The following is a 15,686-nucleotide window of genomic DNA, read 5'->3' on the forward strand; positions in this document are numbered from 1 at the left end:
CATCATGGACCGACTGATCTATACCGCGATGACGGGCGCGAGCCAGGCGCTCGAGCAGCAGGCCGTCGTCGCGAACAATCTCGCGAACGTCTCGACCACGGGCTTTCGCGCGCAGCTCGCCAACTTCCGCGCCGTGCCGATGTCGTTCGGCGACGGCTCGACGGTAAACGACCAGACCACGCGCACCTTCGTGCTCTCGGCGACGCCTGGCTCGGACATGACGCCCGGTGCGATCTCGCATACCGGCAACCCGCTCGACATCGCGATTCAGGGCCAGGGCTTCATGGCCGTGCAGACGGCCGACGGCAACGAGGCTTATACGCGCGCGGGCAACCTGCACGTCGATGAAAACGGCCAGCTCGTCACGGCGGCCAACCAGCAGGTGATCGGCGGCGGCGGCCCGATCGCGGTGCCGCCCGGTTCGGCGATCACGATCGGCAAGGACGGCACGGTTTCGGCCATCGCGCCGGGCAGTCCCGCCAACGCGATCGCCATGATCGACCAGATCAAGTTCGTCAACCCGCCGGCAGGCGCGCTCACGCGCGGCGACGACGGTTTGTTCCACACCGCGGACGGCAACCCCGCCGACGCGGACCAGACCGTGCAGATCGCGACCGAGTCGATCGAGGGCAGCAACGTGAACCCGGTGGCGGCGATGGTCTCGATGATCACCAACGCGCGCCAGTTCCAGATGCAGACCAAGCTGCTCCAGAACGCGGACCAGAACGAGCAGAGCGCGAACCAGCTGCTCAACTTCAGCTAAGCCATTTCAAGTTAAATGAAGGCCGCTTCGCGCCGCACGACGCGCGCGAAGCCGGACCGGGAGAAAGACACCGTGAACCGATCGCTCTATATCGCCGCCACCGGCATGCAGGCCCAGCAGTCGCAGATGGACGTGATCTCGAACAACCTCGCGAACGTGAGCACCAATGGCTTCAAGGGCTCGCGCGCGGTGTTCGAGGACCTCATGTACCAGACGCTGCGCCAGCCGGGCGCGAACTCGACGCAGCAAACCGAACTGCCTTCGGGCAGCCAGGTGGGCACGGGCGTGCAGCAGGTGGCGACCGAGCGTCTCTACACGCAGGGCAACCTGCAGCAGACCGGCAACTCGAAGGACGTGGCGATCAACGGCGCGGGCTTCTTCCAGGTGCAGATGCCCGACGGCACGACGGCCTACACGCGCGACGGCTCGTTCCAGACCAACTCGCAAGGCCAGCTCGTGACGGCGAGCGGCTACCAGGTGATCCCGGCGATCACCGTGCCCGCCAACGCCACCTCGCTCACCATCGGCAGCGACGGCGTGGTGACGGTCACGACGCCGGGCACGAGCAACAACACGACCATCGGCACGCTGCAGCTCGCCATGTTCATCAACCCGGCCGGCCTGCAGTCGAACGGGCAGAACCTGTTGTCGGAAACGGCCTCGTCGGGCGCGCCCACGATTTCCACGCCGGGCCAGAACGCTTCGGGCACGCTCAACCAGGGCTACGTCGAATCGTCGAACGTGAACGTCGTGCAAGAGCTCGTGAACATGATCGAGACGCAGCGCGCCTACGAAATCAACAGCAAGGCGGTCACCACTTCCGACCAGATGCTGCAAACCCTCAGCCAGATGCAGGTCTGAGGTCTCCCTGGTTAATCAAGTCGGTGAAGAATATGTCGCAGTCCGTTCGAAACCCTCCTCGCATCCGCGCGCGGCATCCGGGCAATGCCCGGACGCTCGCGGCGGCTGTGGCGCTCGCGATGCTGGCGGGCTGCGCCTACATTCCCAACCGGCAGCCGATCACGCAGCAGCCCATGACGGCCGTGCCGCCCGCGCCGCCCGTGAACACCTCGCCGGGCGCGATTTACAACCCCGGCTACGCGGGGCGGCCGCTCTTCGAGGACCAGCGTCCGCGCAATATCGGCGACATCCTCACGATCGTCATCTCCGAAAACATCAACGCAACCAAGTCATCGGGCGCGGCCACCAAGCGCGGCACCAGCACGAGCTTCTCGGGCACCGCGAACTTCCTGCCGGGCTTCTTCAACCGCGCGAACCTGAATACGACGGGCGCGAACCAGTTCGACGCCACGGGCGGCGCGAACGCCTCGAACACGTTCACGGGCGTCATTACCGTCACCGTGACGAACGTGCTGCCCAACGGCAATCTCGTCGTCTCGGGCGAGAAGCAGATGCTCATCAACCAGGGCAATGAATTCGTGCGCTTCTCCGGCGTCGTCAACCCGAACACGGTTGCCGGCGACAACTCCGTGCTCTCGACCGACGTCGCCGACGCGAAGATCGAATACTCCGCCAAGGGCGTGATCGACGAAGCCGAAACGATGGGCTGGCTGCAACGCTTTTTCCTGAACATCGCGCCATGGTGAAGATCCGCTTCCATCGTTCGCGCCACTCGCGCGTGAAGGACGTGCTCGCCGCCATCGGCGTGGCGTTCGGCTTCGTGCTGGCCTGCGGCGCACTCGTCGCCTACGCGACGCCGGCGCGCGCCGAGCGCGTGAAAGACCTCGCGACCTTCCAGGGCGTGCGCGACAACCCGCTCATCGGCTACGGCCTCGTGGTGGGTCTCGACGGCACCGGCGACCAGACCACCCAGGCGCCGTTCACCACGCAGACGCTCGCGAACATGCTCGCGAACCTCGGCATCTCGATCAACAACACGTCGAGCTCGTCGGGCTCTTCGTCGACGCTCAACAACATGCAGTTGAAGAACGTCGCTGCCGTGATGGTGACCGCCGTGCTGCCGCCGTTCGCGCGGCCCGGCGAGCAGATCGACGTCACCGTGTCGTCGCTCGCCAACGCCAAGAGCATTCGCGGCGGCACGCTGCTGCTCACGCCGCTCAAGGGCGCCGACGGCCAGGTCTACGCGCTCGCGCAGGGCAACGTGGCCGTGGGCGGCGCGGGCGCCTCGGCCAACGGCAGCAGGGTGCAGGTGAACCAGCTCGCCGCGGGCCGCATCGCGGGCGGTGCGATCGTCGAGCGCGCGGTGGTCTCGCCGGTTGCGCAGCAAGGCGGTCTGCTCACGCTGACCGTCAACGACATGGACTACGACACGACGCAGCGCATCGTCTCGGCCGTCAACAACATGTTCGGCCCGGGTACGGCCTCGCCGCTCGACGGCCGCACGATCCAGGTGCGCGGGCCGGCCGACCCGGCGTCGCAGGTGGGCTTCATCGCGCAGATCCAGGACCTCAACGTGAATCCGGCCACGCCGGCTGCGAAGGTGATCCTGAACGCGCGCACCGGCTCGATCGTCATGAACCAGATGGTGACGCTGGAGAGCTGCGCGGTCGCGCACGGCAATCTCTCGGTCGTCGTCAACACGCAGACGGCGGTGAGCCAGCCCGGCGCGTTCTCCAATGGCCAGACGGTGGCGACGCGCCAGTCGCAGATCCAGCTGAAGCAGGACAACGGATCGCTCAAGCTCGTCACGGCGGGCGCCAATCTCGCCGAGGTCGTGAAGGCGCTCAACGCGCTGGGCGCGACGCCTGCGGATCTGATGTCGATCCTGCAGGCGATGAAGGCGGCGGGTGCACTGCGCGCCGATCTCGAGATCATCTAAGGGGTGTCACTTGGATAATACGAAGAACATCGGCGGCGGCAGCCTCGACCTTTCCAACCGCTTTGCGCTCGACGTGCAGGGCTTCGACTCGATGCGCGCCGCGGCGAACGCCTCGCCCCAGCAGGGCGTGAAGATGGCCGCGAAGCAGTTCGACGCGGTCTTCACGCAGATGATGCTCAAGAGCATGCGCGACGCAACGCCTGACGACGGCCCGCTCGACTCGCACGACGGCGCGCAGTTCACCTCGATGATGGACCAGCAGCTCGCCCAGCAGATGTCGAACAAGGGCATTGGCGTGGCGAACGCGATGCTCAAGCAGCTCATGCGCAGCATGGGCGGCGCGGCCGGTGCCGATGGCGCGGGCCGCGCAGGCGGCGTGGCGGGCGCGATCTCCGGGCTTTCGGGCTCGGACGCGAGCGAAGGCAACCTCGCGATGCTGAGCGCGCTCGGCCGCGCCTACGGCAACGCAGCCGCCAACGGCACGCTCGCCAACGGCACGGGCTACAGCGGCAACAGCGCGCTCACGCCGCCGGTCAAGGGCAACGGCGACGCCTCGGTGGACGCCTTCGTCGACAAGCTCGCCAACGCCGCGCAGCAGGCCAGCTCGACCACGGGCATACCGGCGCGCTTCATTCTCGGCCAGGCCGCGCTCGAATCGGGCTGGGGCAAGCGTGAGATCAAGAACGCCGACGGCTCGGCGAGCCACAACGTGTTCGGCATCAAGGCGAGCAAGGACTGGACCGGCAAGACCGTCTCGACGGTCACGACCGAGTACGTGAACGGCGAGCCGCATCGCGTGGTGGAGAAGTTCCGCGCCTACGACTCGTATGAAGACGCGATGACCGACTACGCCACGCTGCTCAAGAACAATCCGCGCTATGCGTCGGTGATCAACGGCTCGAAGAGCGCCGAAGGTTTCGCACACGGCATGCAGCGCGCGGGCTACGCCACCGACCCGCACTATGCGAAAAAGCTGCTGACCATCATGCAGCGGATGGCCTGAGGGCCGACCCAGCGGCGGATTCGACGGCCGGCGCTGCGGGTGACGTCATGCGCTCGGCGTCACGCGGTTGACCTCACGCAGTTAACGCTAGTTAGGCAACCGCAAACGTTGCCTCCGTGCAGTTGCCGGAAGAAGCTGCGCACGCGTGTTTCATGCAGCGAAAGGGCACATTTTTTTTACGCCCAATCCCTAAATTTTTCGTCATGCCTGCCGCTAATGCAGGCAAGATGGAAAAGCAATCCGGGCGGTCGGACCGCCCGAACGGCGCGTGCGGAAAGGGTCCGCGGGCGCGCCGGCACGTTCACGAATTTCCGGCAGGCCGATGAATACCGTTCAGTCGAATCCACAGGAAGCAGGCGAGGGTGCGGAAGGCTCCCACGATTTTGGGCGCCGCAATCCGCTCGAGATCGGCGTCCAGCTACGCAATCTCGTCAATCGCGGCGACTTCCTGACCCTCCAGTATCGCGGCGGACAGCTGGTCACGCGCATTCTGGCCGTCAACGGACGCGAGCGCACTTTCGTGTTCGACTGGGGCGCGGTACCCGAGCAGAACACGGGCGTGCTCGCCGCGCCCGAGTGCCAGTTCCACGCCTCGCCCGACGGCGTGCGCGTGGAGTTCAGGACGGCTACGCCGCGGCGCACCGAGTTCGAAGGGCACCCCGCGTTCGAAGCCGATTTCCCCGAAGTGCTCTTCTACGTGCAGCGGCGCGAGTACTTCCGCGTCGACACACCGGTGCTCGAGCCGTGCATCTGCCGCGGCGAGTTGCCGGGCGGCGGCCCGCGCTTCGCCTACGAGGTGCATGACCTCTCGCTTGGCGGCCTCGGGCTGCGCACGACCGACGAGCGCGTGGCGGATCTCGCCTCCGGCCTCGTGCTGCCCGACATCGAGCTCGACCTGCGCGCGCACGGCAAGCTGCGCGTGGATCTCGCGCTCGTCGTGCTGCGCTTCATCGACCTGCCCAACGGCGACCGCCGCTATCACATGGGCTTTCGCTTCCACGCGCTGCCCGGCTCCGCCGAGAACACGCTGCAGCGCTATATCACGCAGCTCGAGATGAAGCGCCGCGCGCTCGCGCGTGCCTGACCGGCACAGCCTCACCTGCGCGAACCGCGTCACCCGGCCGGCGCAGCGCATGCGCCGGTTCGCCCGCCGCGCGTACGCCGCGCACGCGCTGACCCGCTAACGTTTTCGCCCCGGTTTCACCACCGTTTTCGCCACCATCGGGCGCTCAATTTTTGCAGTGCGTTGCCGTTATACCGTGAGTACATCACGCGGTTTGCCAGGGGGGCAGGCCGCTTTCGAGGATCACGCATGTCCAACATTTTCTCGATCGGTCTGAGCGGCCTGCAGGCGGCGCAGATTGGTATCTCGACCACCGGCGAGAACATCAGCAACTCGACGACTGCGGGCTACACCGTCGAGAAGCCGGTGTACCAGGAATCGGCGGGGCAGTACACATCGAACGGCTACCTCGGCAGCGGCGTCACCACCGCGACCGTGCAGCGCGCCTACAGCCAGTACCTCACGACGGCCGTCAACAATGCGCAGACGGCCAGCAGTTCGTACACGGCTTCGTACAACCTCGCCACGCAACTGTCGAACCTCGTGGGCAGCCCGACCTCGGGCATCGCCACCGCGATCACGAACTTCTTCACGGGCCTGCAGAACGTCTCGAATTCGCCTTCGGATACCGCAGCGCGGCAAACCGTGCTCTCCGACGCGCAGACGCTCGCCACCCAGATCAACGCCGCGAGCCAGCAGTACGACGCGATGCGCCAGAGCGTGAACACGCAGCTCACGAGCGCGGTCTCGCAAATCAACACCTACACGCAGCAGATCGCGAGCCTCAATGCGCAGATCACGTCCGCGAGCTCGAGCGGCCAGCAGCCGAACCAGTTGCTCGATCAGCGCGATCAAGCCGTGGCGAATCTCTCGCAGCTGATCGGCGTTCAGGTCGTGCAGGGCAGCACCGGCTACAGCGTCTTCCTCGGCAACGGCCAGCCGCTCGTGGTGAGCAGCCAGAGCTACAACCTCGGCACGCAGCCGTCGAGCACCAACCCGCAGGAGCTGGCCGTGACGTGGCAGGGCCTGAACGGCGCGAGCGCCGCGTCGCAAGGCACGCCGCAGGTGCTGTCGTCGGCCGCGCTGCAGGGCGGCACCGTGGGCGGCCTGGTTTCGTTCGTTTCGACCACGCTCGATCCGGCGGAGTCGCAACTGGGTGCGATCGTGACGAGCTTCGCCGCGCAGGTGAACTCGCAAAACGCACTCGGCCTCACGCTCTCGGGCGGCCCGGGCGGCAATCTGTTCACGGTCGGCAACCCGCTTGTCACGGCCAGCTCGACGAACCCCGACGCGCAGACCACGGTAAGCGCGACGCTCACGAACAGCACGCAGCCGCTCACCGACAACTACAAGCTGAGCTTCGACGGCACGAACTGGAACCTCACCGACACGACGACGAACACGCAGGTCGCCACCCAGCCGAACGGCACCGCGCCGATCACGATCGGCGGCTTCTCGATCACGCCTTCGGGCACGGTGAGCGCGGGCGACTCGTTCATGATCCAGCCGACGGCCGGCGCACTCGCGAGCTTCTCGGTCGCGACCAGCGACCCCGCGGCCATCGCGGCGGCCACGCCGGTCGTCGTTTCGGCGTCCACGTCGAATGCAGGCACGGCCAACGTCACGCAAGGCGCGGTGGGCACGGGCTATTCGACGACGAACCTGCCGGTCACGCTCACCTACAACTCGGCGGCGGGCACGCTGACCGGCCTGCCCAACGGCACGACCGTCACGATCACGACGCCGGGGTCGACCACCACCAGCACCGTGACGATCAACAGCGCCGCGACGCCGCCTGTGACCGGCGTGCCCTACGATCCGACCACGGGCGCAACCTATACCATCACGAACCTCACGGATTCGGCCGGTGCGAACGCCACCGCGACCAGCGTGAGCTTCACGATGACCGGCACGCCCTCGAACAAGGACACGTTCACGGTGGCGGGCAACAAGAGCGGCACGCAGGACGGCCGCAACGCGCTCGCGCTCGCGAACCTCACGTCGAGTACGGCGTACACGGGATCGGCCACGCTGACCTCGGCGTATGCGAACTACGTCAACACGATCGGCAACACCGCGAGCCAGCTGAAGGCGTCGAACACGGCGCAGCAGTCGCTCGTGACGCAGCTCACTTCGCAGCAGCAGTCGGTGCAGGGTGTGAACCTCGACGAGGAAGCCGCTAACCTGCTGCAGTATCAACAGCTCTATCAGGCCAACAGCAAGGTGATCCAGACGGCGGCGTCGCTGTTCCAGACCCTGATCGGCATTTTCCAGTGAGGCGCTGACCCATGCGTATCGCGACTTCCCAGATTTTTTCCTCCAGTCTGTCCACGATGGAGAACCAGCAGGCTCAGCTCCTTCAGGTCCAGCAGCAGATCTCGACCGGCGTGGCGATTTCGAACCCGGCCGACAATCCGCTCGGCGCCGCGCAGGCCGTGACGCTTTCCGCCACGAGCGCGACGCTCACGCAGTACTCGTCGAACCAGACCACGGCGCTCACCGCGCTGCAGCTCGAGGACACGACGCTCACGAGCGTGACGAGCACGATGCAGAGCATCCACTCGCTCATCATCGAAGCGCAGAACGGTTCGCTCACGGACCAGGCGCGCCAGGCGATCGCCCAGCAGATGCAAGGCGACCGCAACCAGCTGCTCACGCTCGCCAATACCACGGACGGCGCGGGCAACTACATCTTCTCCGGCTTCCAGAGCACCTCGCAGGTGTTCTCGAACAAGCCGGGCGGCGGCGTGACCTACAACGGCGACGCGGGCCAGCGCGTGATGCAGGTGGCCGGCACGCGCAACATCGCGGTGGGCGACACGGGCACCTCGGTGTTCCAGAGCGTGCAGGCCGTGGGATCGGCCAACGTGGCCTCGGGCAGTTCGTCGAACAAGGGCACGGGCGTGATCAGCGGCGTGACGGTGACGGATCCGACCCAGGCGACCAACAACGACCACTACTCGATTGCGTTCGCCAACGATCCGACCACGGGCGCGCTCACCTACACGGTGACCGACAACAGCGTCAGCCCGGCGACCACGACGACCCCGGCCACCTACACCGAAGGCAATGCGATCCAGCTCGGCTCGGGCATGAGCGTGACGATGTCGGGTACGCCCGCCGCGGGCGATGCGTTCTCGGTCACGCCCGCCACGGCGGCGCAGAATACGGACGTGTTCGCGAGCATCGACAGCATCATCGCTGCGCTGAACACGCCCACGAGCGGCTCCCAGGCTGCGGTCGCGAACCTCAACAACGCGCTGAACACCGGCCTCACGCAGATCGGCAACTCGCTCTCGAACGTGATCACGGTGCAGGCTTCCGTGGGCGGCCGCGAGCAGGAGGTGAAGGCGCTGCAAACGGTCACGTCGACCAACTCGCTGCAGGTCACCTCGAACCTCGCCGACCTCACGAGCACCGACACGGTGGCCGCGATCAGCCAGTTCGAGCAGCTCTCGAACGCGCTCACGGCTTCGCAGAAGAGTTTTGCGGCCACGCAGAATCTCTCGCTGTTCCAGTACATCAATCCTTGATCGCGGGGCATTGAGCGGGGAAAAGAGAGCGGACTTCGGTCCGCTTTTTTATTGCCTTGTCCGCGCTGGCTAGGCTGGCTTCAACCCGGCGGCCACGCGGCCCATCTGATCGATGCCGCTGTCGAACAGGCGCGCGAAGTAGGGAATCAGGTTCGGCATCATGAGCTGGACGAGCAGCAGGCCCACGAGCATCGTCAGCGCGAAGCCGATCTGGAAGATGCCGATTTGCGGGGCCGCGCGGTTCAGAATGCCGAGCGACAGGTTGGTGATGAGAAGCGCGACCACCACCGGCAGCGAGAGCAGCAGGCCCGAGGTGAGGATCGTCGTGCCGTAGTTGGCGATCAGCTGCCAGCCCGAGGCGCCGAGCACGCTCGCCGTGACGGGCAGCGTCTGGAACGTGGCGACGAGCGCGGCGATCATCTGCAGATGGCCGTCGAACACGAGGAAGGCGAGCATCGCCATCATGTTCAGCCAGGAGGAAAGCGCGGGCGTGCTGGTGTTGGCCTGCGGGTCGAAGAAGCTTGCGAAGCCGAGCCCCATGCCGAGGCTCATCATGTCGCCGGCCGCGGTCACGACCGCCAGCACGAGCTGCATCGTGAAGCCGAGCGCCACGCCGATCAGGAACTGGTTGACGAGGATCCACACGCCCTCGGCGGAAAACACCGTGACCTGCGGCATGGCGCCGAGCGTGGGCGCGACGATCAGCGTGACGAAGCCCGCGAGGCCGATTTTCACGCGCGTCGGCACGGAGCGGTTGCCCAGCACGGGCGCGACCGCCACGAGCGCCAGAATGCGCGTGAACGGCCAGAGGAAGGCCGTGAGCCAGGCGTTGAGCTGCGCGTAGGTGACCGTAAACATCGTGTGCCGGAAGGGGGGCGCCGAAAGCGCGGAGGAGGGGCGGCCCGGACCGCGCCTAGCCTGCAAGCTGCGGAATGCTCGTGAAGATGCGGTGCATGTAGTCGAGCATCGTCGTGAGCATCCACGGCCCCGCGATCACGAGCGTAACCGCGATGGCAGCCAGCTTCGGGATGAACGAGAGCGTGGACTCGTTGATCTGCGTGGCCGCCTGGAAAAGGCTCACCACGAGACCCACCACGAGCGCGACGAGCAGGAGCGGCGCGGCAAGCAGGAGCGCCACATACATTGCCTCGTGCGAGAGCGTCATGACCATTTCAGGCGTCATGTCTGTGTCCTCAGGTAAAGCTCTGTGCGAGCGAGCCGATCAGCAGCTGCCAGCCGTCCACCAGCACGAACAGCATGAGTTTGAACGGCAGCGAAATCGTCGCGGGCGAGACCATCATCATACCCATCGACATCAGCACGCTCGCCACCACCAGGTCGATGATGAGAAACGGAATGAAGACCGTGAAGCCGATCTGGAAACCCGTCTTCAGCTCGCTCGTGACGAACGAGGGCACGAGCAGCGTGAGCGGCACGTCCTCGGGGCCCTGCATGGGCGCTGCGTGCGAGATGCGCGCGAAGAGCGCGAGATCGGACTCGCGGGTCTGCCGCAGCATGAAGGTCTTGAACGGCGCGACGCCGCGCGCCACGGCGTCGTCCAGCGAAATCGTGCCGGCCGCGAACGGCTTGTAGCCGTCGTTGTAGGCCTTGTCGAGCACCGGCGACATCACGAACAGCGTGAGAAAGAGCGCGAGGCCCACGAGCACCTGGTTGGGCGGCGTGGTTGTCGTGCCGAGCGCCTGGCGCAACAGCGAGAGCACGATGATGATGCGCGTGAAGCTCGTCATCATCAGCACCATCGCCGGCAGGAACGACAGCATCGTGAGCAGCAGCATCGTCTGCACGCTCAGCGAGTAGGTCGTGCCGCCGTTCGGGCCCGGGCTCGTGCTGAAGGCGGGCAGGCCTTGCGGGCCGCCCGCGCTTTGTGCGTGCGCGAGGTGCGGCAGCGCAAGGGCGAAGGCGCCCGCGCCGAGCATCAGCGCGAACGGGAGCGCCGTTCTGGCGATCTTCGCAAGGGTAGCCGCGCGCGCGTGGACGTCGCCGCCCGCGCCCGGCGCATGAAGGGAACTGCCGTGCATTTACTGCGCTCCGCCGTCGTGACGCATGAAACGCGCGTTGATGCGTTTGTTCGCCTCGCTTTTCAGCGCGTCACGAAAGCGCCGTGCGAAGGTGCCCGGGAGGGCGGGGGCGTTGGCAGCGGCGGCCGCGACGCCTGCGGGTAGCTCGCCCGCGGGCAGCGTGTGGAGCAGGCGCACGTTGCCGGGCGCGGCGCCCAGCACGAGCCAGGTGTCGCCGATCTCGACCACGGCCACGCGCTCCTTGCCGCCGAGCGATGCGCCGCCCACGGTCTTCACGAGCGCGTTCTGCGGGCCGCCTTGCAGGCCGAGACGCCGCGCGAGCCAGGCGCAGCCGAACACTACGGCGATCACGAGCGCGAGACCCAGCACCGTCTGCACGACCGCGCCGAACCCGAGCGAGGGGACCGCGCTGCCGGCGATCGCGGCGGAGGCGCCTGACGCACCCGATGCCGAGCGCGCCGCTTCGTTGACCGCCTGAAGGTCGGCGGCCCGCGCGCTCATGACCGCGAAAACGGCGGCGCCGGCGAGCGAGAGATGCACGGCGAGGCGCCACGAGAATCGCAGTACGCGCGCGCCGCGGGATTTGCGCGTGCGCTGCGCGTCGGTGCCGCGAACGGAGCCACGAACGGAGCCAGAAGCGGCGCCGGCAACAGCCTGGGGTTTCATCGGTTCAGCTTCCGGATCCGCTCGGACGGCGTGATGATGTCGGTGAGACGGATGCCGAACTTGTCGTTCACGACCACCACTTCGCCCTGGGCGATGAGACAGCCGTTCACGAGCACGTCCATCGGCTCGCCGGCCATGCCGTCGAGTTCTACGACCGAGCCCTGCGCGAGTTGCAGCAGGTTGCGGATGGCGATCTTGGTGCGGCCCAGCTCCACGGTCATCTGGACGGGAATGTCCAGAATCATGTCGATGTCGTTGGCCGTCCGGGTCGAATCGACCTTCGAGAGCGGCTGGAACACGGCCGTCGGTTGCGCGGCGGGCGCTTCGTTGCTGTTCTGCTCGGCAAGCGCGCTCGCCCAGTCGTCCATGGAGTCGGCGCCCGCCTCCTGCGCCGCGGCGTCGAACCCCGGGTCGAGCACCGGTTCGTCTGCGCTCGTGCCGTTGATGTCACTCATATCCACCTTCCTTCATCGTGTCGGCTGCGCTGATCATCTTCTGGACCCGCAACGCGTATTGACCATTGAAAATTCCGTAGCCGCACTCCATCACGGGCACGCCGTCCACCTTGGCGGTGATGTGCTCCGCGATGTTCATGGGCAGCACGTCGCCCTTCTTCATGTTCAGGATCTGCTCGAACGTGACGGGCACCTGCGCGAGGTCGGCCGTGAGCTCGACTTCGGCGGCCTGCACCTGCTGCGAGAGCACGCGCACCCAGCGGCGGTCCACGTCGAGCACTTCGCCTTGCAGCGGCGAGGAGAGCACGTCGCGGATCGGCTCGATCATCGAGTAAGGCATGCAGATATGCAGCGTGCCGCCCGTCGGCCCGAATTCGATCGAGAACTGCGTGACGATCACGATCTCGTTGGGCGTGGCAACGTTTGCGAACTGCGTATGCATTTCGGAGCGCACGTATTCGAACTGCAGCGGCCGCACGCTTTTCCACGCGCTCGTGTAGTGCTCGAACACGAGATTGAGCAGCTTGCCGATGATGCGCTGCTCGGTCTGCGTGAAGTCGCGGCCTTCCACACGCGTGTGAAAGCGCCCGTCGCCGCCGAACAGGTTGTCCACGACGAAGAACACGAGGTTCGGGTCGAACACGAACAGCGACGTGCCGCGCAGCGGCTTCACGTGCACGAGGTTCAGGTTCGTGGGGATCGGCAGGTTGCGGGTGAACTCGCTGTACTTCTGCACGCGCACCGGACCGACCGAGATTTCGGCGGTGCGGCGCATGAAATTGAAGATGCCGACGCGCAAGAGGCGCGCAAAGCGCTCGTTGATGATTTCGAGGCCGGGCATCCGGCCGCGAACGATACGTTCCTGCGTCGCGATGTTGTAGGGCCGTACGCCCTGCTTCTCGGAGCCGCCGGAATCGGAATCGACTTCGCCGGTGACGCCTTTGAGGAGGGCATCGACCTCCTCCTGGGACATGAACTCGTCGTGACCCATCGTCATGATGACTGGCCCTCCATCGCGGGAATCATGTCAGCCGCGCTCACTGGACGACGAATTCGGTGAACAGCACGTCGTCGACGTGCATCGGCTTCTCGTTTGCGCCCGCAGGCTGCGAGATCAGCACGGCGAGCTCCGTGGCGAGCGCACGCTTGCCGTCGAGCGGCGCGAGGTCGGAAGGATGCTTGTTCGAGAGCGCGAGCAGCAGGCGGCTGCGGATCTCGGGCATGCGCGCGACGAGCGCGTCCTGGGTGGCCTGGCTGTCGAGCTTGAGCGTGAGGCCGATGCGCAGGTAGTGCGACTCTCCGTCGTCGGACTGCAGATTGACGGTCATCGGCTCGAGCGCATAGTACACGGGCACGGCCGCCGCCGGCGCCGCTGCCGGCGTGGCCGGCGCGCTCGCCGCGTGGCGCGACATGAAGAACCACGTCGCGCCGCCCGCCGCCGCCGCGGCGAGGATCGCAATGAGCGCGATGAGGAGAATGCGCTTCATCGGTCCGGGTTTCGCGCTTTGGGGCGCGGCTTGCTGGGATGCGGTGGTGGTCGCCATGTCGAAAAGTCAGCCAGGATGCTTGCAAGGGTCCGGGGCGCCGACCAGGTGGTCAGTCCGGGCATGCTGCATTGTTCCGGCTTTTGCCTTTCAGCGATGGGAGGAATAGACGGGGGAATTCCGGCTATCTCGTGGTTTTGTTGCGCGCCGCGGCAAAGCGGGCGCGTCATGCGAGCGTAGGCCGAACGCAGGCAGCCGCCTGCGCGGCTGCGTTGCCCCAGGAGGCCGGGCGGGTCCCGCCGGGGCGAACGGACCGGGAAAGGACCCGGCGCGGGTCAGGCGAACGTGTCGATCAGACCGACTGAGCGCTGTGTGGCGCTCGCGACACCGCTCGTGTCGTCCACGGCGTCCGCCGCGGCGAGCGTGCTGCCCGAGCCCGCACCGGAACCGCCGGAGCGGCCCGAACCGCTGCCGTCCTGCTGCGCCTGCTGGTTCATCTGCCGCGAGAAGCCGTCGCTGACGCTCGCGCTGCCAAGGCCGATGCCGTTTTGCTCCATGGCCTCGCGCAGCTTCGGCAGGGCCGCCTCGACGGCTTCGCGCACCTGCGGGTGCTGTGAGACGAAGAGCGCGTGCGCGTGGGTGTCCGAGACCTGCAGAACGACCTGGAGCGGTCCGAGATCTTTCGGATTGAGCGTGAGTTCCGCCGACTGCTGGTGCGCGTTGGAGAGGAACACGACTTTCTGGCTGAGCGCGTCTTGCCAGTCGTTCGTGCCGACCGGCGGCGCGATCGACGCGGAGGCGGCCGCCGCTGCCGCCGGATTCGCTGTTGCGCTGGCCGCCTGGGCGGCCTGGGCCTGCGCGGCCGTCGCGGCGGCGACCGCTGCGGCCTGGTTCGCCGCGAGCGCGTCGGTCGCGGCGGTGTTCGCCGTGGCGTCGGTCTGCGTGGCGGCGCCTGCCTGCTGCTGCGCCGCTGCCGTGAGCGCGTCGGCTGCGGCTTTCGCTGCGTCCGTCGCGGTCGGCGTGGCGCCCTTGGCCGCGTCGCCGCTCGCGGCCGTGCTGAACGCCTTGCTTTGGGCGGTCGCGCTCAAATGCGAGGCGAAGCTGCTGACGATGTTCGAGCCCGAGGCCGTGCTGGCCGGGGTTGCGCCATTCGCAGCCGAGCCAGCCGTGCCCGTCGCATGCGTGGCGAGCGTACCCGCGCCGCCGCGCAACTGCGCGAGCGCGGCCTGCAGGGCGTCGTGCACCGACTTCGCGTTGCCGCTCGCGGCGCTGCCCGTGGCCGTGCCGTTGCCTGCCGCACCGGCGGCTGCCGTGGCGGCCGCTGCTGCTGCGGCGGCGGCGACGCCGGCGAGCGTGCTGTCGCTGCTCGTCTGACTGCTCGTCTGACTGCCGTCGGCATTCGCGGCGGTGCTCGTGCCGTCCTGGGCCGGCTGGACCTGCTGCGCTTGCTGGGCCTGAGCGGCGGCGGCTTGCGCGCCTGCGTCGGCGGCCTGCTTTTGCTGGGCTCGCGCGGCGGCGGCGCGGTGATCGGCGCTCGACGCGCCCTGCGAGCCCTGGCTCGAGTTCGAGCTCGAAGTCTGCGTGCTGCCGGTGCTGCTGGTGCTGTTCGTGCTGCTGCTTGGCGGCGCGCTGCTACTCGGCGCGTTCGAGTTCGGCTGCGCGGACGCCTTCGCCTGCGCGCTTTGCGCCGCCTGCGCGTTCTGGTTCGCCTGTGCGCTTTGTGCGTTCATCTGCTGCTGCAGCGCCTGGGCGAAATCCTGCCCCGACGCGTCCGCCTGGCTGATGGTGTTCGACGCGCTGTTCGATGCCGTATTGCCCGACACCGCATCCGTGGCGGCGCCGAACAGCGAAGAAAGGGAAGAGAGGAGCGACATGGCGGC

At 67.1% G+C, this 15,686-nt stretch carries 16 protein-coding genes; 8 read left to right on the plus strand and 8 right to left on the minus strand.

The window, feature by feature from the left end:
- Positions 1-4 precede the first annotated feature (4 nt).
- The 8 genes from flgF to flgL all read left to right on the plus strand — a co-directional run bounded on the left by flgF (position 5) and on the right by flgL (position 9,162).
- Positions 5-763, plus strand: coding sequence for a flagellar basal-body rod protein FlgF (gene flgF, locus C7411_RS28715; RefSeq protein ID WP_110387265.1), 759 nt, complete (start codon positions 5-7; stop codon positions 761-763).
- A gap of 72 nt (positions 764-835) precedes the next feature.
- On the plus strand, positions 836-1,624 hold the full coding sequence (flgG, locus tag C7411_RS28720; RefSeq protein ID WP_110387341.1) for a flagellar basal-body rod protein FlgG: 789 nt from the start codon (positions 836-838) through the stop codon (positions 1,622-1,624).
- 32 nt (positions 1,625-1,656) lie between these two features.
- Complete coding sequence (locus C7411_RS28725; protein WP_110387266.1) at positions 1,657-2,370, plus strand: flagellar basal body L-ring protein FlgH; 714 nt, start codon at positions 1,657-1,659, stop codon at positions 2,368-2,370.
- Positions 2,364-3,563 carry a flagellar basal body P-ring protein FlgI gene (locus tag C7411_RS28730; protein ID WP_110387267.1) on the plus strand — a complete coding sequence of 400 codons (1,200 nt, stop codon included), beginning with the start codon at positions 2,364-2,366 and terminating at the stop codon, positions 3,561-3,563. The genes C7411_RS28725 and C7411_RS28730 overlap by 7 nt, the downstream gene beginning before the upstream one ends.
- Before the next feature lie 10 nt (positions 3,564-3,573).
- Positions 3,574-4,566 (plus strand): flagellar assembly peptidoglycan hydrolase FlgJ, encoded by a 993-nt coding sequence (flgJ, locus tag C7411_RS28735; RefSeq protein WP_110387268.1) that lies wholly within the window; start codon positions 3,574-3,576, stop codon positions 4,564-4,566.
- A 322-nt stretch (positions 4,567-4,888) separates the two neighbouring features.
- Entirely contained in the window at positions 4,889-5,650 is a 762-nt protein-coding gene (locus C7411_RS28740) for a flagellar brake protein (RefSeq protein ID WP_110387269.1), read from the plus strand.
- A 228-nt stretch (positions 5,651-5,878) separates the two neighbouring features.
- Positions 5,879-7,906, plus strand: coding sequence for a flagellar hook-associated protein FlgK (gene flgK, locus C7411_RS28745; RefSeq protein WP_110387270.1), 2,028 nt, complete (start codon positions 5,879-5,881; stop codon positions 7,904-7,906).
- A gap of 11 nt (positions 7,907-7,917) precedes the next feature.
- Positions 7,918-9,162 (plus strand): flagellar hook-associated protein FlgL, encoded by a 1,245-nt coding sequence (flgL, locus tag C7411_RS28750; RefSeq protein ID WP_110387271.1) that lies wholly within the window; start codon positions 7,918-7,920, stop codon positions 9,160-9,162.
- Positions 9,163-9,231: 69 nt separating this feature from the next.
- On the opposite strand, the gene fliR is transcribed toward flgL, so the two are convergent.
- From fliR to C7411_RS28790, 8 genes are all read right to left on the minus strand, one after another.
- Entirely contained in the window at positions 9,232-10,020 is a 789-nt protein-coding gene (gene fliR, locus C7411_RS28755; protein WP_110387272.1) for a flagellar biosynthetic protein FliR, read from the minus strand.
- A gap of 55 nt (positions 10,021-10,075) precedes the next feature.
- Entirely contained in the window at positions 10,076-10,345 is a 270-nt protein-coding gene (fliQ, locus tag C7411_RS28760) for a flagellar biosynthesis protein FliQ (protein ID WP_110387273.1), read from the minus strand.
- Positions 10,346-10,355: 10 nt separating this feature from the next.
- Complete coding sequence (fliP, locus tag C7411_RS28765) at positions 10,356-11,099, minus strand: flagellar type III secretion system pore protein FliP (RefSeq protein ID WP_243413386.1); 744 nt, start codon at positions 11,097-11,099, stop codon at positions 10,356-10,358.
- Positions 11,100-11,201: 102 nt separating this feature from the next.
- Positions 11,202-11,702, minus strand: a complete 501-nt coding sequence (gene fliO / locus C7411_RS28770; protein WP_110387342.1) for a flagellar biosynthetic protein FliO — start codon at positions 11,700-11,702, stop codon at positions 11,202-11,204.
- 161 nt (positions 11,703-11,863) lie between these two features.
- Positions 11,864-12,322 (minus strand): flagellar motor switch protein FliN, encoded by a 459-nt coding sequence (gene fliN / locus C7411_RS28775; protein WP_042269040.1) that lies wholly within the window; start codon positions 12,320-12,322, stop codon positions 11,864-11,866.
- Positions 12,315-13,313 carry a flagellar motor switch protein FliM gene (fliM, locus tag C7411_RS28780; RefSeq protein WP_110387343.1) on the minus strand — a complete coding sequence of 333 codons (999 nt, stop codon included), beginning with the start codon at positions 13,311-13,313 and terminating at the stop codon, positions 12,315-12,317. The genes fliN and fliM overlap by 8 nt, the downstream gene beginning before the upstream one ends.
- A 46-nt stretch (positions 13,314-13,359) precedes the next feature.
- Complete coding sequence (gene fliL, locus C7411_RS28785; protein ID WP_110387275.1) at positions 13,360-13,866, minus strand: flagellar basal body-associated protein FliL; 507 nt, start codon at positions 13,864-13,866, stop codon at positions 13,360-13,362.
- A 275-nt stretch (positions 13,867-14,141) separates the two neighbouring features.
- Positions 14,142-15,680: a flagellar hook-length control protein FliK gene (locus C7411_RS28790; RefSeq protein WP_110387276.1), complete on the minus strand. Its 1,539-nt coding sequence runs from the start codon at positions 15,678-15,680 to the stop codon at positions 14,142-14,144.
- Between the last annotated feature and the right edge of the window lie 6 nt (positions 15,681-15,686).

Origin of the sequence: Paraburkholderia silvatlantica, from assembly GCF_003096715.1 — a bacterium.
Classification (GTDB): domain Bacteria; phylum Pseudomonadota; class Gammaproteobacteria; order Burkholderiales; family Burkholderiaceae; genus Paraburkholderia; species Paraburkholderia silvatlantica.

Excerpts from the sequence above, each read along its gene's own strand:
- flgF (WP_110387265.1), top strand. The coding sequence starts at position 5 with ATGGACCGACTGATCTATACCGCGATGACGGGCGCGAGCCAGGCGCTC.
- C7411_RS28725 (WP_110387266.1), top strand. The coding sequence starts at position 1,657 with ATGTCGCAGTCCGTTCGAAACCCTCCTCGCATCCGCGCGCGGCATCCG.
- C7411_RS28730 (WP_110387267.1), top strand. The coding sequence starts at position 2,364 with ATGGTGAAGATCCGCTTCCATCGTTCGCGCCACTCGCGCGTGAAGGAC.
- C7411_RS28740 (WP_110387269.1), top strand. The coding sequence starts at position 4,889 with ATGAATACCGTTCAGTCGAATCCACAGGAAGCAGGCGAGGGTGCGGAA.
- flgK (WP_110387270.1), top strand. The coding sequence starts at position 5,879 with ATGTCCAACATTTTCTCGATCGGTCTGAGCGGCCTGCAGGCGGCGCAG.
- flgL (WP_110387271.1), top strand. The coding sequence starts at position 7,918 with ATGCGTATCGCGACTTCCCAGATTTTTTCCTCCAGTCTGTCCACGATG.
- fliR (WP_110387272.1), bottom strand. The coding sequence starts at position 10,020 with ATGTTTACGGTCACCTACGCGCAGCTCAACGCCTGGCTCACGGCCTTC.
- fliQ (WP_110387273.1), bottom strand. The coding sequence starts at position 10,345 with ATGACGCCTGAAATGGTCATGACGCTCTCGCACGAGGCAATGTATGTG.
- fliP (WP_243413386.1), bottom strand. The coding sequence starts at position 11,099 with ATGCTCGGCGCGGGCGCCTTCGCCCTTGCGCTGCCGCACCTCGCGCAC.
- fliO (WP_110387342.1), bottom strand. The coding sequence starts at position 11,702 with ATGAGCGCGCGGGCCGCCGACCTTCAGGCGGTCAACGAAGCGGCGCGC.
- fliN (WP_042269040.1), bottom strand. The coding sequence starts at position 12,322 with ATGAGTGACATCAACGGCACGAGCGCAGACGAACCGGTGCTCGACCCG.
- fliM (WP_110387343.1), bottom strand. The coding sequence starts at position 13,313 with ATGGGTCACGACGAGTTCATGTCCCAGGAGGAGGTCGATGCCCTCCTC.
- fliL (WP_110387275.1), bottom strand. The coding sequence starts at position 13,866 with ATGGCGACCACCACCGCATCCCAGCAAGCCGCGCCCCAAAGCGCGAAA.
- C7411_RS28790 (WP_110387276.1), bottom strand. The coding sequence starts at position 15,680 with ATGTCGCTCCTCTCTTCCCTTTCTTCGCTGTTCGGCGCCGCCACGGAT.